Origin of the sequence: Aeromonas sp. R5-3, from assembly GCF_040908225.1 — a bacterium.
Taxonomy (GTDB): domain Bacteria; phylum Pseudomonadota; class Gammaproteobacteria; order Enterobacterales; family Aeromonadaceae; genus Aeromonas; species Aeromonas dhakensis.
Genome location: NZ_JBFODH010000021.1, coordinates 172,768 through 196,370, shown reverse-complemented (window position 1 = coordinate 196,370; position 23,603 = coordinate 172,768). Strand labels below are relative to the sequence as shown.

Below are 23,603 nucleotides of genomic sequence, written 5' to 3'. Positions count from 1 at the left end.
AAAAAGGGGAACCCGGAGGTTCCCCTTTTTCGCGAAATCTGATGGTCGATTAACGACGCAGACCCAGCTTGGCGATCAGAGCAGCGTAACGCTGAACGTCTTTACGCTTCAGGTAGTCCAGCAGCTTACGACGCTGGGAAACCATGCGCAGCAGACCGCGACGACCGTGGTGATCCTTGGAGTGCTCCTTGAAGTGACCTTGCAGATGGTTGATCTGGGCAGTCAGCAGGGCAACTTGCACTTCGGGGGAGCCAGTGTCGTTGGCGCAACGAGCGTTGTCAGCAACGATTTGAGCTTTGATCTCAGCATTTAGAGACATGGTAATACTCCAGTAGAGTGTTTAAAGGTTCACAGCCAATCTCTAATTCAGCCGTGAAATGAGGGCGATATCATAATCGTCCCCGCCCCTTTTCGCAACGATAAAGACGCGCAACGGGCAAGCAACCTGATACCGCCGGAGGATCACTCCTCGTCGTGGTAGCGCACCAGACGCTTGGGCGCCACGCGTCCCTCGTCGTCGATCTCGCCAACCCCGATGAATTCGCGCTCCGGGCCGACCGTCATGCGGACCTGGCCGCTCTGCGGGCTGCCTGCCACCTGCACGGCCTGGCCCTGGTTCACATAGGCGGCCACGGCAGCCAGCATGTTCACCTCGGGCAGGGAGGCCACCGCGGTATCCATCGGCAGCAGCAGGGGATCCAGCTGCTCGCGCGGCGGAATGCTCTCAGCCTTGGCCTGCTCAAAGATGCACTCGAGCTGCTCCAGGGTCAGCATCCGCTCATAGGGGTAGCTGGCTACCTGGGTGCGGCGCAGCTGGGTGACGTGGGCGCCACAGCCCAGCACTTCCCCCAGATCGTCCACCAGGGAGCGAATGTAGGTACCCTTGCTGCAGTGCACTTCAAGTCGCACCTCATCCCCTTCAAAGCTCAGCAGTTTGAGCTCGAAGACGGTGATGGGACGGGCTTCACGCTCGATCTCGATGCCTTCACGGGCATATTCGTAGAGCGGACGGCCGTTGTGCTTGAGAGCCGAATACATGGACGGCACCTGCATGATGGGGCCGCGGAACTGGTCCAGCGCCTCGATCAGGGTACCCACGGCCACGTTCACCGGACGGGTGGAGACCACCTCGCCATCGGAGTCGCTGGTGTTGGTACGCTCGCCCAGCTTGGCGGTTACCTCATAGCGCTTGTCCGCCTCCAGCAGATACTGGGAGAACTTGGTGGCTTCGCCGAGGCAGATCGGCAGCATGCCGGTTGCCAGCGGGTCCAGGGCGCCGGTGTGACCAGCCTTGGCGGCGTTGTAAATCCGTTTGACCTTCTGCAACACATCGTTGGAGGTCAGGCCGGTCGGCTTGTCCAGCAGCAGGATACCGTGTACGTCACGGCCCTTGAAACGACGTCTACGAGACATCTCAGGCTTTATCCTCAGTAGTGTCATCCGGCGCGGCTTCGTCTTCTTCACGACCGGATTCGGCCATGCGACGCTTGTCTTCGCGGATGGTGTTGGTCACCAGGTTGGAGAGGCGCATCCCCTCAACCAGGGTCTGATCATAGAAGAAGCGCAACTCGGGCACCACGCGCAGGCGCATGGCGCTGCCCAGCAGGCTGCGGATGTAGCCGGCGGCTTCGGTCAGCGCCTTGAGCCCTTCCTTGATGCGCTCGGCATCATTTTCCAGCTGCAAGAAGGTGACATACACCTTGGCGTAATTGAGGTCACGGGACACTTCCACATCGGAAACGGTCACCATGCCGATGCGCGGGTCTTTTACCTCGCGCTGCAGAATGAGCGCGATTTCGCGCTGGATCTGCTGTCCGACCCGACGGGTCCGGCTAAATTCTCTGGCCATATTCTATCCTGCGATAAAAGGGGGCCGCGGCCCCCTATTTAATCTGACTCTTGGCTTACAGAGTCCGTTGGATTTCAACGGTCTCGTAAACTTCGATCTGGTCGCCTTCGCGTACGTCGTTGTAGTTCTTGACCGCGATACCACACTCGTAGCCGTTCTTGACTTCGTTGACGTCATCCTTGAAGCGACGCAGGGATTCCAGCTCGCCTTCATAGATAACCACGTTGTCGCGCAGAACGCGAATGCGGTTGGAACGCTTGACCACACCTTCGGTAACCATACAGCCGGCAACGGCGCCGAACTTCGGTGACTTGAAGACGCTGCGCACTTCGGCCAGACCGATGATTTCCTGACGGTACTCGGGGGCCAGCATGCCGCTCATGGCCTGCTTCACTTCGTCGATCAGGTCATAGATGACGGAGTAGTAACGCAGATCCAGGCTCTCGGCATCGATGACTTTGCGAGCAGAGGCATCGGCACGGACGTTGAAGCCCACCAGGATGGCGCTGGACGCGGCCGCCAGAGTGGCGTCGGTCTCGGTGATACCACCCACGCCGGAACCGACGATCTTCACCTTCACTTCGTCGGTGGAGAGCTTGACCAGCGCATCGCAGATCGCTTCCACGGAACCCTGTACGTCGGCCTTGATCACCACGTTCACTTCGGACACTTCGCCTTCGGTCATGTTGGCGAACATGTTCTCCAGCTTGGCCTTCTGCTGGCGAGCCAGCTTGACTTCGCGGAACTTGCCCTGACGATAGAGCGCCACTTCACGGGCTTTCTTCTCGTCACGCACAACGGTGGCTTCGTCACCGGCAGAGGGAACGCCGGACAGGCCGAGGATTTCCACCGGCAGGGACGGACCCGCTTCCTTGATCTCGCGACCCAGCTCATCACGCATGGCACGGACACGGCCGTATTCGAGACCACACAGCACGATGTCGCCCTGACGCAGGGTACCTTCCTGTACCAGCACGGTGGCAACCGGACCACGGCCCTTGTCGAGGAAGGACTCGATCACGACGCCGTTGGCCATGCCGTCAACCACGGCTTTCAGCTCCAGGACTTCAGCCTGGATCAGAATGGCTTCCAGCAGGTCGTCGATGCCTTCGCCAGACTTGGCGGAGACGTGCACGAACTGGCAGTCACCACCCCAGTCTTCGGACATGACGTTGTAGCGGGCCAGCTCGGTCTTGACGCGATCCGGATCCGCTTCCGGCTTGTCGATCTTGTTGACCGCAACAACCAGCGGCACACCGGCAGCCTTGGCGTGCTGGATGGCTTCGATGGTCTGCGGCATCACGCCGTCGTCTGCTGCAACGACCAGCACCACGATGTCGGTTGCCTTGGCACCACGAGCACGCATGGAGGTAAACGCCGCGTGACCCGGGGTATCCAGGAAGGTGATCATGCCGCTGTCGGTCTGTACGTGGTACGCACCGATGTGCTGGGTAATACCACCGGCTTCACCGGCAGCCACCTTGGCTTTACGGATGTAGTCCAGCAGCGAGGTCTTGCCGTGGTCAACGTGACCCATGATGGTCACGACCGGCGCGCGCGGCTTGGCTTCGGAGGTTTCGTCACGATCGGACAGCACCGCCTCTTCCAGCTCGTTCTCACGACGCAGCACCACCTTGTGACCCATCTCCTCGGCGACCAGCTGAGCGGTCTCCTGGTCGATCACCTGGTTGATGGTGGCCATGGCACCCATCTTCATCATCACCTTGATGACTTCAACACCCTTGACGGCCATCTTGTTGGCGAGCTCTGCCACAGTGATGGTCTCGCCGATGATGACGTCACGGTTGACGGCGGCAGCCGGCTTGTTGAAGCCGTGCTTCATCGCATTCGGGGTAGCCACCTTGCCACGCTTGCCTTTACGGGCGCGCGGGTCACGGGAGTTGCGGTCGTTGCGATCGTCGTCGCGGCGACCGGCCTTCTTCGGCCCCTTGGCAGCAGCTGCGGTGCGGCGGCTGGTCTCTTCCTTGCGATCCAGTTCATCTTCAGCAGCCTGGGCGTGCTTGGAGGTGGTCACATGGTAATCGCTGCTCTCTTTGGCGCGAGCGGCTTCTTCTTCAGCCCAGCGGGCTGCGTTCTGTTCCGCCATGACGCGAGCCTCTTCGGCTTTCTTGGCGGCGAGTTCTTCAGCCTTTTGCAAAGCTGTTTGTTCCTGTTGGCGCTTCAGTTCTTCTGCTTCGCGCTTGGCCATCTTTTCTGCCTCTTGCTGAGCTGTGCTACTGGCTGCTTTGGCGGGCTGTTGAGCCTGTCGAGCCTTTTGTTGTGCCTCGATCCGCGCCTTTTCCTCAGCTTCACGACGAGCCTGCTCAGCCTCACGGCGAGCCTTCTCTTCAGCATCGAGACGAGCCTTCTCTTCGGCTTCGCGACGAGCTTTTTCTTCTGCTTCCAAACGCGCTTTTTCCTCGGCTTCCGCCTGACGCTGTTCATCTTCCAGCGCCGAGCGTCTTACATAGGTGCGAGACTTGCGCACTTCTACCTGCACTTCCTTGTTCTTGCCGCCAGTCCCCTGAACACTGATGGTGCTCTTGGTCTTGCGTTGCAAGGTCATGCGGGCAGGTGCGGCGACCTCGTCACCTCCATGCTGTTTCTTCAGGTGAGTCAGCAGAGTCTGTTTCTCAGACTCGCTGACCATGTCGTCGGCCTTGCTCTTGCTGATACCGGCATCGACAAACTGCTGGAGAAGACGATCAACCGGTGTGTCGATGTCAGTGGCAAGTTGTTTGACTGATACTTCTGCCATTCATTTTCCTCCGTTTGATCTTAACTAGACTGCTCTTCTCCGAACCAACAGATATTGCGAGCAGCCATAATCAGCTCACCGGCCTTCTCGGCGGTCAGCCCTTCGATATCAGCAAGGTCATCGATGCCTTGCTCTGCCAAATCTTCCAGGGTACCGATGCCGCGAGCGGCCAGGGCGTACGCCATTTCACGGCCGAGGCCGTTCAGATTGAGCAGTTCTTCGGAAGGTTCAACACCTTCAAAGGATTCTTCTTTGGCCAGCGCCTTGGTGGTCAGGGCGTCTTTGGCACGCTTGCGCAGCTCTTCGACCATGTCTTCATCCAGACCGTCGATGGCCAGCAGCTCGTTGACCGGTACGAAGGCGATCTCTTCCAGGGTGGAGAAGCCCTCTTCCATCAGCAGGCCGGCGAAATCGTCATCGATGTCGAGGGTGCTGGTGAACAGGTTCATGATGCGGTCGTTTTCGGCCTGGTGCTTGGCACGCATGTCCTCGACGGTCATCACGTTCAGTTCCCAACCGGTCAGCTGGGAGGCCAGACGCACGTTCTGACCGTTGCGGCCGATGGCCTGAGCCAGGTTGGCGGCTTCCACGGCGATGTCCATGGTGTGGTTGTCTTCATCGACGATGATGGAGGCCACATCGGCCGGCGCCATGGCGTTGATCACGTACTGGGCCGGGTTGTCATCGTACAGCACGATGTCGGCGCGCTCGCCGCTCAGCTCGGCGGAGACCGCCTGAACGCGGGCACCGCGCATACCGATACAGGCACCGATCGGGTCGATGCGGCGATCGTTGGTCTTCACCGCGATCTTGGCGCGGGAACCAGGATCACGGGCGGCGCCCATGATTTCGATCATCTCTTCGCCGATTTCCGGCACTTCGATGCGGAACAGCTCTTTCAGGAAGTCCGGGCTGGAGCGGCTGACGAACAGCTGGGAACCACGGGCTTCCGGACGCACAGCGTAGAGCAGACCACGGATGCGGTCGCCCGGACGGAAGGTCTCGCGCGGCAGCATGTCGTCACGGAAGATCACGGCCTCGGCGTTGCTGCCCAGATCCAGGATCACGTTGTCGCGGTTGCTCTTCTTGACCACGCCACTGATGATGGTGCCTTCTTTGTCCTTGAACTGGTCAACGACTTGTGAACGCTCGGCTTCGCGCACTTTCTGCACGATGACCTGCTTGGCGGTCTGGGTGGTGATGCGGTCGAAGGTGACGGAGTCGATCTGATCTTCAACATATTCACCGATCTGGATATCCGGCTGCTCGATCTGCGCCGCTTCCAGGGTGATCTCGGCGTAGGGGTTCTCCATGGCGGCCTGATCCGCGATGACGACCCAGCGGCGATAGGTGTCGTAGTCGCCGGTCTTGCGATCGATCTCTACCCGAACTTCGATCTCGCCTTCATATTTTTTCTTGGTCGCCGTCGCCAGTGCGGTTTCCAGAGCCTGGAAAATCTTCTCGCGGGGAACCGCCTTCTCGTTGGACACTGCGTCAACGACCAGCAAAATCTCTTTATTCATATCCGATAGCCTCGTTAACCAAAGTTCGGCACTATGTTCGCTTTTTGGATATTGGTGAAAGCCAACACTTCGTCCTTACCATCTACCGTCAGAGTGATCATGTCGCCCTGCACGGCTTTGATTACGCCTTTGAACTTGCGGCGGTTGTTTGTTGCCATCCGAAGCGAAACCGCCGCCTCTTGGCCAACGTATTTTTCGAACTGGGCAACCTTGAACAGGGGACGATCCAGACCCGGGGAGGACACCTCGAGGTAATACTCCTCGGTGATGGGATCCTCGACGTCCATGATGGCGCCAACCTGATGGCTGACTTCTGCACAGTTCTCGACGCTCACGCCATGCTCGCCGTCGATGTAGACGCGCAAGGTGGAGTGTTTACCCGCACGGATAAACTCGATACCCCACAGTTCAAAACCCAAGGCAACGACAGGAGCCTCGAGCAGATCGGTCAAACGTTGTTCCAACGTAGCCAAAGTCACCCTCCGAAAAACAAAAAAAGGGCATAAAGCCCAGATAGAAATAGATTCAGAGTAAATTGCACATAACAAAAAGCCCCGATGTCAAATCGGGGCTTGGCGCTTTACCCTGATTGTCGCCTCGCAGCGACCGCCTTCCTGAGCGTAGGAAATGCGTGAAATTTGGTTGCGGGGGCCGGATTTGAACCGACGACCTTCGGGTTATGAGCCCGACGAGCTACCATGCTGCTCCACCCCGCGTCCGAAATCGTGCGAGATTATAGCCACTTCACTCTCGTCACACAAGACTGACTGGCTATAACACACCTGGTCACCCAGGCTTACTGCTTAATTGGTGCCGTGGGCGGGACTCGAACCCGCACACCCTAGAGCACTACCCCCTCAAGATAGCGTGTCTACCAATTCCACCACCACGGCAAAACTCTTACTCGGGAACGTCAGTGTCTTTCTTTACTGGCGATTTGCTCTGCTCAACCTGTTGGGTCTGTTGCAGATTTTCCCATTCACTACCCTGTTTGACCTTGTTGCTGGACATAGAGCCAAGCACCAGGCTAATCAAAAAGAACAAAGTAGCCAAAATCGCTGTTGTGCGGGTCAGGAAACTTCCTGAACCACCGGAGCCGAATACGGTATTCGATGCCCCTGCGCCGAAGGAGGCGCCCATGTCAGCCCCTTTACCTTGCTGAATCATCACCAGACCAATCAGAGCCAGTGATACCAGCAGATAAACGACCAAAAGAATCTCGTACATTTAACTTGCACCCTTTGCCGCTTCAACAATTCCTAAAAACGTCTGGTCATCGAGACTTGCTCCACCAATCAGGCCGCCGTCAACGTCGGGCTGGGCAAACAACTCTCTCGCATTGGCCGGTGTCACGCTCCCACCATAGATGATTCTGACTTTCTCACCTATGACCGGAGTATCCTCCGCCAAGCGACCACGTATAAAGGAATGAACCTCTTGTGCCTGCTCGGGTGTGGCGCATTTACCTGTACCTACAGCCCAAATCGGCTCGTAGGCGATGATAGCATTATCGAAAGCCATCGCGCCATTTTTCTCTATGACGATATCCAGTTCTTCGGCAATCACCTCGAAGGTTCTTCTTGCCTGCCTTGCAGCACCCGACTCGCCCAAACAGAGGATTGGAACAAGTCCTGCCGACCTGGCCGCCGCAAACTTCTCTGCGACGATAAAACTGGTCTCACCAAAGAGACGCCTGCGCTCGGAGTGCCCTACCAATACGTATCGACACCCTGCCTCGACCAGCATCTGACACGAGACCTCACCCGTGTAAGCGCCCTGTCTGTGCTGGCTCACATTCTGAGCCCCCAACTTCATCACCCTCTGCTCACCGAGCAGAGCGGCCGTGAAGTCGAGATGCACATGGGATGGACACAAGACCACGTCTACCTGCTCACCAATACCTTTCAGGCATTGGCCGGCAAACTGCTCTAACTGCGACCTACTACCGTGCAACTTCCAGTTGGCTGCTACAAACGGCTTGCGATGTCCCATCGGCAACTCCCTTGCGAAAGCGGGGCTGATAATATCCAGAGGATTGTCAGCTGACAAGCGCTATTTTTAAATTTTTGAATCGTTTGAACAAGATACAACCAGGGCGGCTAAAAAGCCGCCCCGTTTGTTCATTAAAACGCCGATTCAACCTGTTGTGCAATGCGTTGTGCCATATCGCGCACCTGTTGCTCGTGCTCCCCCTCCACCATGACGCGGATCAGGGGTTCAGTGCCGGACTTGCGCAGCAGCACACGGCCACGACCGGCCAGCTCCTGTTCCACCCTGGCCACTTCCTGCTGTACAGCGTCAGCCGCCAGCGGATCCTTGCCTTCGGCAAAGCGCACGTTGACCAGCACCTGCGGGAACTTGTTCATGCCGGAGCGCAGCTTGGCCAGCGGCATCTCCGCGGTACAGATGGCGGTCAGCACCTGCAGGGCGGCGACGATGCCATCCCCGGTGGTGGTCTGATCCAAGCAGATGATGTGACCGGAGTTCTCGCCACCGATGCGCCAGCCCTTCTCGTTCATCATCTCCAGCACATAGCGGTCACCCACCTTGGCACGGGCAAACGGAATGCCCAGGGTCTGCAACGCCAGCTCCAGCCCCATGTTGGCCATCAGAGTGCCGACAACACCGCCCTTGAGGCGACCGTTACGCAGGGCATCGCGGGCGATGATGTAGAGGATCTCGTCACCGTCGATGATGTAGCCGGTGTGATCCACCATCACCAGGCGATCGCCATCACCGTCGAAGGCGACACCGAGATCAGCCTTGCACTCCAGCACCTTGGCCGCCAGCGCCTCCGGGGCGGTGGAGCCGACGCCATCGTTGATGTTGAGACCATCCGGGCTGCAACCGATGGCGATCACCTCGGCTCCCAGCTCGCGGAATACGGAAGGCGCGATGTGATAGGTGGCGCCATGACCGCAATCCACCACCATCTTCAGCCCTTCCAGACTCAGATTGGAGGGGAAGGTGCTCTTGCAGAATTCGATGTAACGACCGGCCGCATCGTCGATGCGCAGCGCCTTGCCAAGCTCGGCGGACTCCACGCACTTCAGTTCGTGATCCAGCTCGGCTTCGATGGCCAGCTCGACCTCGTCAGGCAGCTTGGTACCATCGGCGGAGAAAAACTTGATGCCGTTGTCGTAATAGGGGTTGTGGGAAGCACTGATCACGATGCCTGCCTCGGCACGGAAGGTGCGGGTCAGGTAGGCAACGGCCGGGGTGGGCATGGGGCCCATCAGAATGGCCTTGAGACCGGCGGCGGAAAGACCCGCTTCCAGCGCCGACTCCAGCATGTAGCCGGAGATACGGGTATCCTTGCCGATCAGCACCTTGCGGGTACCCTTCTTGGAGAGCACCTTGCCCGCAGCCCAGCCCAGTTTCATCACGAAGTCGGGAGTGATCGGGTATTCACCCACCTTGCCGCGTACACCGTCGGTGCCAAAATACTTTCTTGCCATAGTCTGTTCTCGATTTTTATTTAGATATGAAATCTTGTCCCGTCATGACCATCCAGCCAGTGCGCAGAGCATCCATGGTCGCTCGCACATCGTGCACCCGGATGATCCGGGCACCACGCTGCATCCCGACAAGGGCACAGGCCAGGCTGCCGGCCAGCCGTTCATCAACCGGGCGACCGAGCAAGTTGCCTATCATAGACTTTCGCGACATGCCGACCAAGAGCGGCAGCTGGTAATCGAGCAATGACTCCTGCTGTGCCAGCAGCTGATAGTTATGCGCAAGGGTCTTGCCAAAACCGTAGCCAGGGTCCAGCAGCAGCTGTTCACGAGCGATGCCGGCCGTCAAGCAGGCGGCGATCCGCTCATCAAAGAAGGCTCTCACCTCCCCCAACAGGTCATCGTAATGGGGCTCGGCCTGCATGGTTCTCGGTTGCCCCTGCATGTGCATCAGACACACAGGGACGTCGGCAGCGGCGGCCGCAGCCAGCGCCCCTGGTTCGAGCAGGGCTCGTACGTCGTTGATAAGATGGGCCCCCGCCACGCAGCCCTCCCGCATCACCGCCGCCTTGGATGTGTCGAGGGAGATCATCACGTCGAGCTCACGCGCCATGTGCTCCACCACGGGAAGGACCCTGTCCAGTTCCTCTTGTTCGCTCACGTCGGGAGCGCCGGGACGGGTCGATTCACCACCGATGTCGATGAGGGTTGCCCCCTCCGCCACCATCTGGCGCGCATGGGTCATCGCACGCTCCAGCTGGTTGAAATGACCGCCGTCGGAGAAGGAGTCCGGTGTCACATTGAGGATCCCCATGACATGGGGACGTTCGAGGGAGAGGCTGAGCCCCTTGCTGATTAGCTGCATCTTCACTTCCATGGACATAAAGAAAAACCCCGGGGCCAGCCCGGGGTTTGTATCATCACGACTTATTTGGCAGGCAGGTCGTTGGCCTTGTCGATATCGACATCGGCAACCTGTTCCGCCTCGGTCACGGTCGGCTTGGGCTCGGGTGCAACAGTCGCGCCACCCTGCGGGGTATCGCCGTGCTCGTCATGCCAGTTGCTGGGAGCACGCACTTCGCGACGAGCCATCAGATCATCGATCTGCTTGGCATCGATGGTTTCGTACTTCATCAGCGCATCTTTCATGCTGTGCAGCACGTCCATGTTATCCAGCAGGATCTGCTTGGCACGGTCGTAGTTGCGGTCGATCACCTGCTTGACCTCGGCATCGATAATGCGGGCAGTGTCATCGGACATGTGCTTGGCCTTGGCCATGCTGCGACCGAGGAACACCTCGCCATCTTCTTCCGCATAGAGCATGGGACCGAGACGCTCGGACATACCCCACTGGGTCACCATCTTGCGGGCGATGTCGGTGGCACGCTCGATGTCGTTGGATGCACCGGTCGATACCTTCTCGGCACCGTAAATCAGCTCTTCCGCCAGACGGCCACCGTACAGGCTGGAGATCATGGACTCCAGATGCTGCTTGGAGTGGCTCCAGCGATCCTGTTCCGGCAGGTACATGGTCACACCCAGCGCACGGCCGCGCGGAATGATGGAGACCTTGTAGACAGGGTCATGATCCGGTACCACGCGACCAATGATGGCGTGACCCGCTTCATGATAAGCCGTCATCTCCTTCTCGGACTCTTTCATCACCATGGAGCGACGCTCTGCGCCCATCATGATCTTGTCCTTCGCCTTCTCGAACTCGGCCATGGACACCACGCGGCGGCTTTCACGTGCGGAGAACAGAGCGGCTTCGTTGACCAGGTTGGCCAGATCGGCGCCGGAGAAACCTGGGGTACCGCGGGCGATCAGCGCCGGGTTGACGTCATCCGCCAGCGGCACCTTGCGCATATGCACCTTGAGGATCTGCTCGCGGCCACGCACATCCGGCAGACCGACCACGACCTGCCGGTCGAAACGGCCCGGACGCAGCAAGGCAGGATCCAGTACGTCAGGACGGTTGGTAGCGGCGATGACGATGATGCCTTCATTGCCCTCAAAGCCGTCCATCTCGACCAGCATCTGGTTCAAGGTCTGCTCGCGTTCATCGTGACCACCGCCCAGACCGGCGCCACGCTGGCGACCGACGGCGTCGATCTCATCGATGAAGATGATGCAGGGGGAGGATTTCTTGGCCTGCTCGAACATGTCGCGTACCCGGGAGGCACCCACACCCACGAACATCTCGACGAAATCTGAGCCCGAAATGGTGAAGAAAGGCACCTTGGCCTCACCCGCAATGGCCTTGGCCAGCAGGGTCTTACCGGTACCGGGAGGACCTACCAGCAGTACGCCGGTCGGGATCTTGCCGCCCAGTTTCTGGAATTTGCTCGGGTCGCGCAGATAATCGACCAGCTCCTTGACCTCTTCCTTGGCCTCATCGCAACCGGCTACGTCGGCGAAGGTGGTCTTGATCTGATCCTCACTCATCAGGCGAGCCTTGCTCTTGCCAAACGACATGGCACCTTTGCCACCGCCGCCCTGCATCTGACGCATGAAGAAGACCCAGACACCGATCAGCAGCAGCATCGGGAACCAAGAGATAAAGATGGAGGTGATCAGAGACGGCTCTTCCGGCTTCTCGCCCATCACTTTGACATTGTGATTGAGCATGTCGTTGAGCAGCTGGGGATCCGGCGCCGGGATGATGGTGGTGAAGCGTTCACCGGTGCGCTTGACGCCATTAATGACCTTGCCATCCATCCGTACTTCACGGATCTGCTCTTGGGTCACTTCTTTAACGAAGCTGGAATAGTCCAGCTGGCGACTGGTGGTATCGCTGGGGCTGAAGCTATTGAACACCGACATCAACACGACGGCGATGACCAGCCACAGGATTAGGTTTTTCGCCATGTCACTCAAATCAGTAACCTCGCAGACTGACAGTTAACGATGAAGGTTAGGGTACTACAGTTTAAAACCGGTAGCCACAATGTAGACTTCTCGTGAACGGGCACGAGACGAGTCTGGTTTACGAATCTTGACAGCAGAGAAAAGCTTACGGATTTCATTGAGATAGATGTCAAACCCCTCCCCCTGAAATACCTTGACCACGAAACTGCCGTTGGAACGCAGGACCTGATTGCACATGTCCAGCGCCAGTTCGACCAGATACATGGAACGGGCCTGATCCACCTGCTGGGTACCGCTCATGTTGGGTGCCATGTCGGACATGACGACGTCAACCTTGTCCGGACCGACCCGCTCAAGCAGGGCTCCCAGTACAGTTTCCTCCCGAAAGTCTCCCTGCAGGAAATCGACACCGGCGATGGAATCCATCGGCAGAATATCGCAGGCGATCACCCGGCCCTTGTCACCAACCTGATCGATGGCAAACTGGGACCATCCACCGGGGGCCGCCCCCAGGTCCACCACCGTCATGCCGGGCTTGAGCAGTTTGTCCTTGCCCTGGATTTCGTCGATCTTGAACACGGCACGGGAACGCAGCCCCAACTTCTGGGCTTTCTTGACGTATTGATCGTCAAAATGCTCTTTTAACCAGCGGGTTGAACTGGGGGAATGTTTTTTCTGGGTCATGATTGTCGACTTTAAAAAACCACAAGGGTTATTAGTATTAAGGGCTAAGTGGGGGTAGAATACGCCCCTTTCAACCCTGACTTATGAAGAAATTGCCATGATTCTCAACAATAAACAGAAACAGTACCTCAAGGGCCTTGCCCACAGTCTGAAGCCGGTTGTCCTGCTGGGACAACACGGTCTGACCGAAGGTGTGCTGGCCGAGATCGATCTGGCGCTCAACCACCACGAGCTGATCAAGGTTAAGGTTGCGTCTGAAGATCGTGAGATGAAACAGCTGGTTATGGATGCCATCGTCCGTGAAACCGGCGCGGTGAAAGTACAGAGCATCGGCCACGTGCTGACCATCTACCGTCAAGCTAACGAGCCGAAAATCCAACTGCCCCGCAAGTAACAGGAAAGAGCATCGCTCTTTCCTCTCATTTTCTCTCTTCCCAAGTCGCTTGCCAAAGTAGTCGCCAGGCCCTTAACCTGCGATGAATACTCGTGGAAACCCGCTATGGATCACCATCAGATTCTCACCGAAGATGAACTGGCCATGCTACGGGACTTGGGAAACGATCAGGAGACGGCCGCCGGACAACCCCTGAGCGGTTATCTCGCCACTCCCCTGCTTGGCCTGTTGCAACGCGCCGACCAGCTGGTGCTGGAAGCCCGCTTCGCCGGACACCAGCTCCGTTTCCCACTGCGTTTCACTCAGGGCGATGACGGCTTTGTCGAACCACGCATCGCCGCCCCCGTCATCAAGGAGCTGGGTTACCCTCATCCGCGCACCTGGCGGCTGGATGAACAGGCCCGTTTCCAGATGGGAGAAGAGGACTACCTGGTGCACAGCCTGTCGCTGGACGGGCTGGTGGTGGAAGGCTTGCCGGCGGAGCTGACCATGGATACCACGCTGGCAGGCACCCTGCTGATCGAAGGTCTCCCTCCTCTGCCCCTCAGCGCAGAGCCGGTCAGGCGGATCCACCGTCGCAACGGCATACAGGGCTGGGCACTGCACTTCCGGATGGCCAGAGAGGATCTTGAACAGCTGCGCGGCTGGATGTTTCAGCGCCATCAGGACGCCTTCACCCAGGCTTATCAGCCCCGCTGAATACAAACAGGGGAGCCGGGCTCCCCTGTTGCTGGCTGGTCGCTACCTCAGAGGTAGGCGACTTCTAGGATCTCGTACTCCACGTCGCCGGACGGCGTCTTGACGATGGCGACATCGTCCACTTCCTTGCCGATCAGGGCGCGGGCAATGGGCGAATTCACGGAGATCATGTTCTGCTTGATGTCCGCCTCGTCGTCACCCACGATGCGGTAGACCACTTCTTCTTCCGTCTCGCTCTTGAGCAGCGTCACGGTCGCCCCGAAGATGATACGACCATTGTTGGTCATCTTGGTGACGTCGATCACCTGGGCGTTGGAGAGCTTGCTCTCAATTTCCTGGATACGGCCTTCACAGAAGCCTTGCTGCTCGCGGGCAGCATGATATTCGGCGTTTTCTTTCAGATCACCATGTTCACGGGCATCTGCAATCGCTTCGATAATCTGCGGACGAAGCTCGGTCTTGAGATATTCGAGCTCTTCACGCAGCTTTTCAGCGCCGCGAACAGTCATCGGAGTATGATTCATAGTCGAAACCTGGGTTGCTTGAAAAGAGAAGCTGCGGCTATCAGAGAGAGCCGCAGCTGTCGGTTCGGATGAGGCATCTTAATATGAAGCCGGCACAAAATCCATGTCGGTCCCTGCGAGGCAGATCGCGCTTTGCCATCACAATTGTCTATGACTATTTCTGCTCCTGGGCACTGATCGGCGCAGATACCGTCGGTTTGCCCTGCATGATGGAGATCTCCACCCGCCGGTTCATGCGCCGGTTCTCCGGTGTCGTGTTGGGCACCAGCGGCTGAGTATCCGCCATGCCCTGCACCACCAGCCGGCTGCCATCAAAACCGGGCACCTTGATCATCTGGTGAGCCACCGCCACCGCCCGCTGGGAGGAGAGTTCCCAGTTGGACTGGAACAGCTCATCCTCAGTGGCCACGTTGTCGGTATGACCGGAGATGGTGATCTCGCCGGGGACATCCTTGAGCAAGGCGGCAACCTTGCGCACCACCGGCCAGAACTGGGGCTGCAGGAAGGCGGAACCCGCCGGGAAGGCGGCTTTCTCGCGGATCCGGATGATGATCTGCTGGCCCAGCGCCTCAATCTCGATCGCCCCATCCTGGATCTGCGCCTTCATCTGATCCGCCAGCGCCTTGGCCAGCGCATTGGACTGCTCCTGCTGCTGTTTCTGCGCCTCCTGCTGGGTGTCGCCCCCCACCAGCTTGTCTTCGCTCTTGTCATGACCACCAGCCTTGTCGGCATCACCGGGCTGGAACTCCAGCTCGGTCTGGGTCATGTCGATGGTCTGCTGCATGATGGTATCGATGGGCGTCGGTTCCGGACGACCCGGTCTGAACTCCTGGGCAATGACGGAGGTTCCCTTGGGGATGTCCTTCACCTCAAGGATGTTCTGCACCCCGAACGCCTTCTCCATGGAGCCGGCAATCTGCTTGAACTTTTGCACATCCATCTCGGCAAACGAGAGCAGCAGCACGAAGAAGCACATCAAGAGCGACATCAGATCGGCGAAAGTCCCCATGTAACCGGGCAGCCCGGGGGGTGGACATTTGCAATCAGACATACATCCCCCTATTCATCGCCATTGTTGCGTTTCGACTGGTTGAGGTAGTTCTGCAACATGGACTGGATCACCCGCGGATTCTGGCCATCCTGAATACCCATGATGGCGTCCAGCACCAGGCAGCGACTCAGCTTCTCCTCACCGCTGCGCAGCTCCAGCTTGTCGGCGATGGGGATGGCAAGCATGTTAGCCTCGATGGCGCCGTACAGAGTGGTGAGCAAGGCTACCGCCATGGCCGGGCCGATGGATTTGGGATCGCTCATGTTGGCCAGCATGGCCACCAGCCCGACTAGGGTACCTATCATCCCCATGGCCGGCCCCAGATCCCCCAGCGAGCGAAACACCTTGATGGCGATGACATGGCGCTCGGCGGTGAGCTCTATGTCTTTTTCCATCACGGCACGGATGACGTCGGCATCGTGACCGTCCACCAGCATGTCGATGCCCTTTTTCATGAAGGGGTTGGGCACCTCGGCCGCTTCCAGCGCCAGAAAACCGCCCTTGCGGGCCGCATCGGCCAGCTCGACTGCCTTGACGATCAGATCGTCGAGCTTGTCTCCCTTGTACATGAATGCCTTGCCGGCCACCTTGAACGCCATCAGGAACTGGCCGATGTTGAACTTCATCATGGCGATAAAGATGGAGCCTAACACCGTGATGCAGATTGAAGGAACGTCAATGTACATCCCCACAGGGCCACCCAGCAGCATGCCATAGATGACCACCCCAAATCCCAGCACTATGCCAATCAGACTACCTAGATCCACATCCCTACTCCTGTCAGCTGAAATTTGTTGTATCTGTAGTTTGTTGAATTTTCTGCTATTGGCTCACCAGCGGCAAGGGCCGCTACCATTTTCCCCTTTGGAAGATGGCTTATTATCGGCCACTTTTCCGAGAGTTTAAGCCGATGGCATTTTTCTGCCTCCCCCCTGCCCGCCGTCGATGTTAAGATAAGCCGTTTTTTTCAATCCCCGAGGATGGACATGGCCAGTAAAAAAATCGACCGCCTGAGTTTTGATGCCACTCTGGAAGAGCTGGAAACCATAGTTCATCAACTGGAACAGGGCTCCCTGCCGCTGGAAGAGGCCCTCAAGCAGTTCGAACAGGGCATTCACCTGGTACGAGCCGGCCAGCAGAAGCTGGAGCAGGCCGAGCAGAAGATCCAGATCCTGCTGACTCAGGCCGATGGCAGCGAGCAGGCAGTTCCCTTCCAGCCAGAGCAAGGAGAGGAGTGAGTGACGCTGGACGATTTTTCCCGCCTGCACCGGCAACGTATTGACGACTGTCTCTCTGCACAACTTGAATCCTTGCCACCCATGGCCCCCCGCCTGCGCGATGCCATGCGCTATGGCCTGCTGCTGGGTGGCAAGCGGGTGCGCCCCTTTCTGGTCTACGCCGTCGGCGAGATGCTGGGCGTCAAGAGCGAGCTGCTGGACGGCCCCGCCGCCGCGGTGGAGTGCATCCACGCCTACTCCCTGCTGCACGACGATCTGCCCGCCATGGATGACGACGATCTGCGTCGCGGTCAGCCGACGGTGCACAAGGCGTTTGATGAAGGCACCGCCATCCTGGCCGGCGACGCCCTGCAGACCCTGGCCTTCTCCATTCTGGCCGATCACCCGATGCCGGATTCACTGCTGACCAACCGGGTGCGGATGCTGAGCCGGCTGGCGCGCGCCTCCGGTTATCTCGGCATGTGCGGTGGCCAGGCGCTGGATCTGCAGGCAGAGGGGCGTCAGATCACCCTGGCCGAGCTGGAACAGGTACACCGCCACAAGACCGGGGCCCTCATCGAGTGCGCCGTGGCGCTCGGTGCCCTGTGCAAGGCCGATGTGGATGAAACTACCCTGAGCGCGCTGCAAACCTACGCCGCCGCCATCGGTCTCGCCTTCCAGGTGCAGGATGACATCCTCGACATCACGGGCGATACCGCCACCCTCGGCAAGCGACAAGGTTCCGATCTGGCGCTGGAAAAGAGTACCTATCCGGCACTGCTGGGGCTCGACAATGCCCGTGAGCTGGCTCGCGAACTGCATGGTAAAGCCTTAACAGCCTTGCAATCTTTGCCCTACAATACCGACATTCTGGAAGCGTTTGCCGATTACATCATCGAGCGAACCCACTAAACGCTGGATAACAGTAACAATATGAGCGTTGATATAAGCAATTTCCCCAACCTGGCCCTCGCGGATACGCCGGTCGAGTTGCGATCCCTGCCCTTCGAGCGACTGCCTGTGCTGTGCAACGAACTGCGTGAATATCTGCTGCGTTCGGTGAGTCGCTCCAGTGGTCATCTTGCCTCCGGGCTCGGCACCGTCGAACTGACGGTGGCGCTGCACTACGTCTACAACACCCCGTTCGATCGACTGGTGTGGGACGTGGGCCACCAGGCTTATCCCCACAAGATCCTGACCGGTCGCCGCGATCGGATGCAGAGCATCCGCCAGAAAGACGGTTTGCACCCCTTCCCCTGGCGCGGCGAGAGCGAGTATGACGTGCTCTCCGTCGGTCACTCCAGCACCTCCATCGGTGCGGCGCTCGGCATGGCCGTGGCGGCCGAGAGCGAAGGGCTGGGGCGCAAGGTGGTGGCGGTGATCGGCGATGGCGCCATCACCGCCGGCATGGCGTTCGAGGCGCTCAATCACGCCGGCGATGTTCACAAGGACATGCTGGTGGTGCTCAACGACAACGAGATGTCCATCTCCGAGAATGTCGGGGCACTGAACAACCACCTGGCCCGCATCATGTCCGGCAAGCTCTACACCACCATCCGCGAGGGTGGCAAGAAGGTGCTGGCCGGCCTGCCGCCAGTCAAGGAGCTGGCCAAGCGGGCAGAGGAACACCTCAAGGGAATGGTGGTGCCCGGCACCCTGTTCGAGGAGTTCGGCTTCAACTACATAGGTCCCATCGACGGCCACGACATTGAGGCTCTGGTCGAGACCCTGCGCAACATGCGCAATCTCAAGGGGCCGCAGCTGCTGCACGTCAAAACCAAGAAGGGCAAGGGCTACGAGCCCGCAGAGAAGGATCCCATCGGTTATCACGGCGTGCCCAAATTCAATCCGGACGAGTGCACCCTGCCCAAGTCGAGCGGCGGCAAGCCGAGCTTCTCCGCCATCTTCGGCCAGTGGCTGTGCGACATGGCAGCCAAGGATGAGCGGCTGGTCGGCATCACCCCGGCCATGCGCGAAGGCTCCGGCCTGGTGAAGTTCAGCCAGCAGTATCCGGATCGCTACTTCGACGTGGCCATCGCCGAGCAGCACGCGGTCACCTTCGCCGCCGGTCTCGCCATCGCCGACCAGAAGCCGGTGGTCGCCATCTACTCGAGCTTCCTGCAGCGCGCCTACGACCAGCTGATCCACGACGTGGCGCTGCAAGAGCTGCCGGTGCTGTTCGCCATCGACCGGGCCGGTCTGGTGGGGGCCGACGGCCCGACCCATCAGGGGGCGTTCGACATCAGCTTCCTGCGCACCGTGCCCAACATGGTGATCATGACCCCGTCCGACGAGAACGAGTGCCGTCAGATGCTCTACACCGGCTATCAGTGCAACGGGCCGGCGGCGGTACGCTACCCCCGCGGCAGCGGCACCGGCATCCAGGTGGAGAGCGAGATGCAGGCGCTGGCGCTCGGCAAGGGCCGCATCATCCGTCAGGGCAAAGGCACCGCCATCCTGGCGTTCGGCACCCTGCTGCAACAGGCCAAAGCGGCAGCCGAGGCGCTCGATGCCACCCTGGTGGACATGCGTTTCGTCAAACCGATGGACGAGGCGCTGGTGCTCTCCCTGGCCGCGACCCACGATCAGTTCGTCACCCTCGAGGACAACGCCATCATGGGTGGCGCGGGCTCTGCGGTGAACGAACTGCTGATGCGCAGCAAACAGTGCAAGCCGGTGCTCAACCTCGGCCTGCCGGATCGCTTCGTGGAGCAGGGTACCCAGGAGGAGATCTACGCACTGCTGGGGCTCGATGGCGCCGGCATCCAGCGCAGCATCGAGCAGTGGCTGCAGGCTTGATCCCTCAGCACACACAGCAAAAGGGCGCCGTTATGGCGCCCTTTTTGTTTGTCTGTCTCGTTTGTTTATCTGTGACCATCAGCCCTTGTAGAGCTTGGGATTGAACACATCCCGCAGCCAGTCACCCAACAGGTTGATGACCAGCACCAGCACCACCAGGCAGATGCCCGGGAAGGCGGTGATCCACCAGGAGCCGGAGAAGATGTAGTTGAAGCCTACGCTGATGAGCGAGCCCAGCGACGGCTGATCCACCGGCATCCCCAACCCCAGGAAGGAGAGCGCCGCCTCGCTCATGATGGCGTTGGCCACCTGCACCGTGGAGATGACCAGGATCGGCGACAGGCAGTTCGGCAGTATATGACGGAACATGATCCGCGGGGCACGAAAGCCCATCACCTTGGCCGCTTCCACATACTCCTTTTTCTTCTCCGCCAGCACCGAGGCGCGCACGGTTCGGGCGTACTGCGGCCACTCGGCGATACCGATGATCACCACCAGCATCAGGATGGCGAACTTCGAGTAGAACTCGGAGCCAAAAGTAGCCTGGAAGATGGCGGAGATGATGATCGCCACCATCATGGTGGAAAACGACAGCTGCACATCGGCAAAGCGCATCAGCAGGCTGTCGATGCGGCCACCGAAGTAGCCGGCCAGCAGGCCGATGACGATGCCCAGCACCAGCTGCAGCCCCACCGCGAACAGACCTATGGTGAGCGAGATGCGGGCGCCATAGAGGATGGTGCTCCAGATGTCGCGACCCTGGTTGTCGGTACCGAGCCAGAAACGCTCCTCACCCCCTGCCAGCCAGGAGGGCGGCAGTTCGGCATCCATCAGATCGAAGCTGGTCTGGTCATAGACGTTGTACGGGGCGAGCCAAGGCGCCAGCATGGCGGCCAGCACGAATACCACGAACACCGCAAAGCTGAACATGGCTACCTTGTCCCGCAGGAAGTAGTAGACGATGTCGGAATTTTTGAATCGGGCCCAACGGCTTGGGCTTGCAGTTACAGCATTAGTCATGCGTTACCCCTTCGTTGCCAGGTAGATAGCCGGGTTGATGGCAAAACCCGCGTGGTTGCACCATGTCAAACGGCGGCTCACAGTCACAGCATTAGTCATCTGTTACCCCTTGGCGGTCAGGTTGACGGTCGGGTTGATCAACCCGTAGAGCAGGTCGACCAGGGTATTGGTCACCACGAAAATGAGCCCGACGAAGATGACGTAGGCGGTGATGAGGGGCGTATCGACCCGGTGGATCGCCTCAAGGAACAAAAAGCCGGTCCCCGGCCACTGGAACACGCTCTCGGTCAGTATGGTGTAAGCCACCATGGTACCGATCTGCACCCCACCGACGGTAATGACCGGCAGCATGGTGTTCTTCAGGGCGTGCTGATAGTAGACCTTGTTGTTGTCCAGCCCCTTGGCACGGGCGAACTTGACGTACTCGGAGGAGAGCTGCTCCAGCATCTCGGAGCGCACCAGCCGGATGAACAGCGGCAGCATGATGGAGGAGAGCGCCACACAGGGCAGGATCAGATGCTTGATGCCGTCCCAGGTGAAGAAGCCCGACTCCCAGCCCAGCAGGTTGTAGGTCTCGCCGCGGCCGTAGGCCGGCAGCCAGCCCAGCTGGATGGAGAAGAGGTACATCAGCATGATGGCGGTCAGGAACACCGGGATCGAGATGCCGATGCTGCTCCCCGCCATGATGATCTTGGTCGGTATGCTGTGCGGGCGGATCGCCGAGTAGACCCCAAGCGGAATGGAGACCACCACGATGATCAGCGCAGCGCCAAACACCAGCTCAAGAGTAGCCACCAGCTTGTCGAGGATAACCTCGAGAGCGGGTCGCTTGAAGAAGTAGGAAGTACCCAGATCCCCGTGTACCGCGTTCTTCAAGAAGCGGCTGTATTTGACGAGGAAAGGATCGTTGAGGCCCATCTTCTCGCGCAATTCGTGGCGCTGGGCTTCGGAGACGGATTGTCCCACCAGCTCGCGCAGCGGATCCCCCAGGTTGTCCTGGATGGAGAAGGCGACCAGGCTGATGACGAACATCACTATCACGGCCTGATAGAACCGTTTCAGCAGGAATGTAAACATGCTTGTCCTTCTACGTGGCCTGTGTCATGGCACAGGCTTCTGTTAGCAGGCGGGGTGGCCGGCTGACCACCCCGCCCCGTCCTTCCTTGCGACTTGCGCTTACTTGCCGACCACCAGGTCACCCAGGTAAGGGAAGTTCATTACGTTGACCACCGGCTTGATGTCGGCGTTCTTCTTGGCGCCGTAGGCCAGATCTTCCCAGTGCAGCGGCACGTAGGCGGCGTCGTCGATCAGCATGGCTTCGACCTTCTTCAGCATCTCGGCGCGCTTGGCCGGGTCGGTCTCGGCATTGGCCTGCTCGACCAGCTTGTCAGCCTCGGCGTTGGCATAGCCGGCACAGTTGTACTGGCCCATGCCGGTCTTGGCATCCTTGGTGAAGGTCAGGAACTCGAAGAAGTTCGCGGTATCTTCGGTGTCGGAGTGCCAGCCGATCAGCTGCATGTCCGCGGCGCACTTGTCAAACTCCGGCCAGTACTGGGCCACTGGCATGGTCTTCAGATCCACCTTGATGTTGATCTTGGCCAGCATGGCGGAGACGGCCTGGGCAATCTTGACGTCGTTGACGTAGCGGGCAGCCGGGGAGATGAAGCTCATCTTGAAGCCCTTCTCGTAGCCGGCTTCCTTCATCAGCTCCTTGGCCTTGGCCAGGTCATACTGGGGCTTGAGCGCCTCGTTGTGACCGGCATAGCCTTTCGGGCTCAGCTGGCCGGCGGGGGTGCCAAAGCCCTTGTTGATCTTCTCGACGATACCCACCTGGTTGATGGCGTAGTTGATCGCCTGACGCACGCGCTTGTCTTTCAGCGCCGGGTTGGTGTTCTGGTTCAGCTCGATGATGATGGCGCGGGTACCGGACAGGGTCACCAGCTGGGTGTCCTTGCCGTTCTTCACGCGCTCCAGATCGTTCGGTGCAACCGGGTAGATCATGTCCACGTCGCCACCCAGCAGGGCCGCCACGCGGGTGGCGTCTTCCTTGATGGGGACCACAGTCAGGTTGTCAACGTTGCCCTTGGAGGCCTTGTCCCAGTAGTTGGCGTTGCGCACGTACTCCAGCTTCACGCCCTGCTCGCGGAACTTGACGCTGAACGGGCCGGTACCGGAGACGTGGGTGGAGGCGTAGGAGTCGCCGTTCTTGACGATCTCGCCCTTGTCCTTGCCCGCCTCTGTCTTGCCGGTATAGAACTTGGAGTCCATCGGGAAGATGTAGGTCACGGTCTGCAGCACCAGCGGGAACGGCTTGGCGGTGACGAGATCCACGGTGTACTCATCGACCTTCTTCACTTCGGCGATGGGGTCGAAGATGGCTTTGAAGTCGACGGAGGACTTCAGACGGTTGACGGTCCATACCACGTCGTCGGCGGTGAAGTCGTTGCCGGAGTGGAACTTGACGCCCTTGCGCAGGAAGAAGCGGACGGTCTTGTCGTCGATACGCTCATACTTCTCGGCCAGGCGCGGCTCGAATTTCAGGTCCTGGGTGTAACGCATCAGCGGATCGAACACCAGGTGGGACATCTCCAGGGTCTGACCGGAGAGCTGCTCCTGCGGGTCCAGCGAGGTGGCGTCAGAGGCGACACCGACCTTGATGTCGACAGCGGAGACGTTAAAGGCGAAACCAGCGGCAAACAGCGCCAGTGCAATCTTGGACAATCCTTTTTTCATTGTTTTCTCCATGCTTTTGGCTTTTTTAT

At 59.1% G+C, this 23,603-nt stretch carries 23 protein-coding genes and 2 tRNA genes; 5 read left to right on the top strand and 20 right to left on the bottom strand.

Annotated elements, in window-relative coordinates:
* Positions 1 to 49 precede the first annotated feature (49 nt).
* From rpsO to rlmE, 14 genes are all read right to left on the bottom strand, one after another.
* On the bottom strand, positions 50 to 319 hold the full coding sequence (rpsO, locus tag AB5Y95_RS12790; RefSeq protein ID WP_005298162.1) for a 30S ribosomal protein S15: 270 nt from the start codon (positions 317 to 319) through the stop codon (positions 50 to 52).
* A 143-nt stretch (positions 320 to 462) separates the two neighbouring features.
* Positions 463 to 1,413 carry a tRNA pseudouridine(55) synthase TruB gene (gene truB / locus AB5Y95_RS12785; protein WP_019839525.1) on the bottom strand — a complete coding sequence of 317 codons (951 nt, stop codon included), beginning with the start codon at positions 1,411 to 1,413 and terminating at the stop codon, positions 463 to 465.
* 1 nt (position 1,414) lies between these two features.
* Positions 1,415 to 1,849, bottom strand: coding sequence for a 30S ribosome-binding factor RbfA (gene rbfA, locus AB5Y95_RS12780; protein WP_005298154.1), 435 nt, complete (start codon positions 1,847 to 1,849; stop codon positions 1,415 to 1,417).
* Positions 1,850 to 1,904: 55 nt separating this feature from the next.
* Positions 1,905 to 4,607: a translation initiation factor IF-2 gene (infB, locus tag AB5Y95_RS12775; RefSeq protein WP_005298153.1), complete on the bottom strand. Its 2,703-nt coding sequence runs from the start codon at positions 4,605 to 4,607 to the stop codon at positions 1,905 to 1,907.
* Between the two features lie 20 nt (positions 4,608 to 4,627).
* A complete protein-coding gene (gene nusA / locus AB5Y95_RS12770) occupies positions 4,628 to 6,130 on the bottom strand; it encodes a transcription termination factor NusA (protein ID WP_005298150.1) in 1,503 nt (500 codons plus the stop codon).
* 14 nt (positions 6,131 to 6,144) lie between these two features.
* On the bottom strand, positions 6,145 to 6,603 hold the full coding sequence (gene rimP, locus AB5Y95_RS12765; RefSeq protein WP_005298148.1) for a ribosome maturation factor RimP: 459 nt from the start codon (positions 6,601 to 6,603) through the stop codon (positions 6,145 to 6,147).
* A 166-nt stretch (positions 6,604 to 6,769) separates the two neighbouring features.
* Positions 6,770 to 6,846: transfer RNA gene (locus tag AB5Y95_RS12760), tRNA-Met, on the bottom strand.
* A 92-nt stretch (positions 6,847 to 6,938) separates the two neighbouring features.
* A tRNA-Leu gene (locus AB5Y95_RS12755) sits at positions 6,939 to 7,023 on the bottom strand.
* A 7-nt stretch (positions 7,024 to 7,030) separates the two neighbouring features.
* Complete coding sequence (gene secG, locus AB5Y95_RS12750) at positions 7,031 to 7,357, bottom strand: preprotein translocase subunit SecG (protein ID WP_042878330.1); 327 nt, start codon at positions 7,355 to 7,357, stop codon at positions 7,031 to 7,033.
* Positions 7,358 to 8,122, bottom strand: a complete 765-nt coding sequence (tpiA, locus tag AB5Y95_RS12745; protein ID WP_005298144.1) for a triose-phosphate isomerase — start codon at positions 8,120 to 8,122, stop codon at positions 7,358 to 7,360.
* Positions 8,123 to 8,253: 131 nt separating this feature from the next.
* Entirely contained in the window at positions 8,254 to 9,588 is a 1,335-nt protein-coding gene (gene glmM / locus AB5Y95_RS12740; RefSeq protein ID WP_005298142.1) for a phosphoglucosamine mutase, read from the bottom strand.
* Positions 9,589 to 9,604: 16 nt separating this feature from the next.
* Positions 9,605 to 10,450: a dihydropteroate synthase gene (folP, locus tag AB5Y95_RS12735; protein ID WP_139752266.1), complete on the bottom strand. Its 846-nt coding sequence runs from the start codon at positions 10,448 to 10,450 to the stop codon at positions 9,605 to 9,607.
* A 62-nt stretch (positions 10,451 to 10,512) separates the two neighbouring features.
* The gene (ftsH, locus tag AB5Y95_RS12730) at positions 10,513 to 12,462 is read right to left on the bottom strand and encodes an ATP-dependent zinc metalloprotease FtsH (protein ID WP_017765155.1); all 1,950 of its coding nucleotides are present in this window, start codon (positions 12,460 to 12,462) and stop codon (positions 10,513 to 10,515) included.
* 45 nt (positions 12,463 to 12,507) lie between these two features.
* Positions 12,508 to 13,137: a 23S rRNA (uridine(2552)-2'-O)-methyltransferase RlmE gene (rlmE, locus tag AB5Y95_RS12725; protein WP_005298136.1), complete on the bottom strand. Its 630-nt coding sequence runs from the start codon at positions 13,135 to 13,137 to the stop codon at positions 12,508 to 12,510.
* A gap of 97 nt (positions 13,138 to 13,234) precedes the next feature.
* Between rlmE and yhbY the strand changes: the two genes are divergently transcribed.
* Together yhbY and AB5Y95_RS12715 are read left to right on the top strand one after the other, a co-directional pair.
* Positions 13,235 to 13,531 (top strand): ribosome assembly RNA-binding protein YhbY, encoded by a 297-nt coding sequence (yhbY, locus tag AB5Y95_RS12720; protein ID WP_005298134.1) that lies wholly within the window; start codon positions 13,235 to 13,237, stop codon positions 13,529 to 13,531.
* Between the two features lie 105 nt (positions 13,532 to 13,636).
* Complete coding sequence (locus AB5Y95_RS12715; RefSeq protein WP_368161255.1) at positions 13,637 to 14,230, top strand: PilZ domain-containing protein; 594 nt, start codon at positions 13,637 to 13,639, stop codon at positions 14,228 to 14,230.
* A gap of 47 nt (positions 14,231 to 14,277) precedes the next feature.
* Here the strand turns inward: AB5Y95_RS12715 and greA are convergent, their stop codons facing one another.
* The 3 genes from greA to pomA form a co-directional block, all read right to left on the bottom strand.
* Complete coding sequence (greA, locus tag AB5Y95_RS12710; RefSeq protein WP_005298120.1) at positions 14,278 to 14,754, bottom strand: transcription elongation factor GreA; 477 nt, start codon at positions 14,752 to 14,754, stop codon at positions 14,278 to 14,280.
* A gap of 154 nt (positions 14,755 to 14,908) precedes the next feature.
* Positions 14,909 to 15,805 carry a flagellar motor protein MotB gene (locus AB5Y95_RS12705; protein WP_005298118.1) on the bottom strand — a complete coding sequence of 299 codons (897 nt, stop codon included), beginning with the start codon at positions 15,803 to 15,805 and terminating at the stop codon, positions 14,909 to 14,911.
* 8 nt (positions 15,806 to 15,813) lie between these two features.
* Entirely contained in the window at positions 15,814 to 16,572 is a 759-nt protein-coding gene (gene pomA, locus AB5Y95_RS12700) for a flagellar motor protein PomA (protein ID WP_005298116.1), read from the bottom strand.
* Between the two features lie 219 nt (positions 16,573 to 16,791).
* On the opposite strand from pomA, the gene xseB reads away from it, so the two are divergent.
* From xseB to dxs, 3 genes are read left to right on the top strand one after another with little or no spacing between them, the layout of a single operon-like run.
* The gene (gene xseB, locus AB5Y95_RS12695) at positions 16,792 to 17,043 is read left to right on the top strand and encodes an exodeoxyribonuclease VII small subunit (protein WP_016351725.1); all 252 of its coding nucleotides are present in this window, start codon (positions 16,792 to 16,794) and stop codon (positions 17,041 to 17,043) included.
* Entirely contained in the window at positions 17,044 to 17,934 is an 891-nt protein-coding gene (gene ispA / locus AB5Y95_RS12690; protein ID WP_279462159.1) for a (2E,6E)-farnesyl diphosphate synthase, read from the top strand.
* A gap of 21 nt (positions 17,935 to 17,955) precedes the next feature.
* On the top strand, positions 17,956 to 19,821 hold the full coding sequence (gene dxs, locus AB5Y95_RS12685) for a 1-deoxy-D-xylulose-5-phosphate synthase (RefSeq protein WP_010633106.1): 1,866 nt from the start codon (positions 17,956 to 17,958) through the stop codon (positions 19,819 to 19,821).
* 78 nt (positions 19,822 to 19,899) lie between these two features.
* On the opposite strand, the gene AB5Y95_RS12680 is transcribed toward dxs, so the two are convergent.
* The 3 genes from AB5Y95_RS12680 to AB5Y95_RS12670 form a co-directional block, all read right to left on the bottom strand.
* Entirely contained in the window at positions 19,900 to 20,841 is a 942-nt protein-coding gene (locus AB5Y95_RS12680) for an ABC transporter permease (RefSeq protein WP_005298107.1), read from the bottom strand.
* Between the two features lie 102 nt (positions 20,842 to 20,943).
* Positions 20,944 to 21,918: an ABC transporter permease gene (locus tag AB5Y95_RS12675; protein WP_010633104.1), complete on the bottom strand. Its 975-nt coding sequence runs from the start codon at positions 21,916 to 21,918 to the stop codon at positions 20,944 to 20,946.
* 99 nt (positions 21,919 to 22,017) lie between these two features.
* Positions 22,018 to 23,574, bottom strand: a complete 1,557-nt coding sequence (locus tag AB5Y95_RS12670; RefSeq protein WP_017765159.1) for an ABC transporter substrate-binding protein — start codon at positions 23,572 to 23,574, stop codon at positions 22,018 to 22,020.
* Positions 23,575 to 23,603 lie beyond the last annotated feature (29 nt).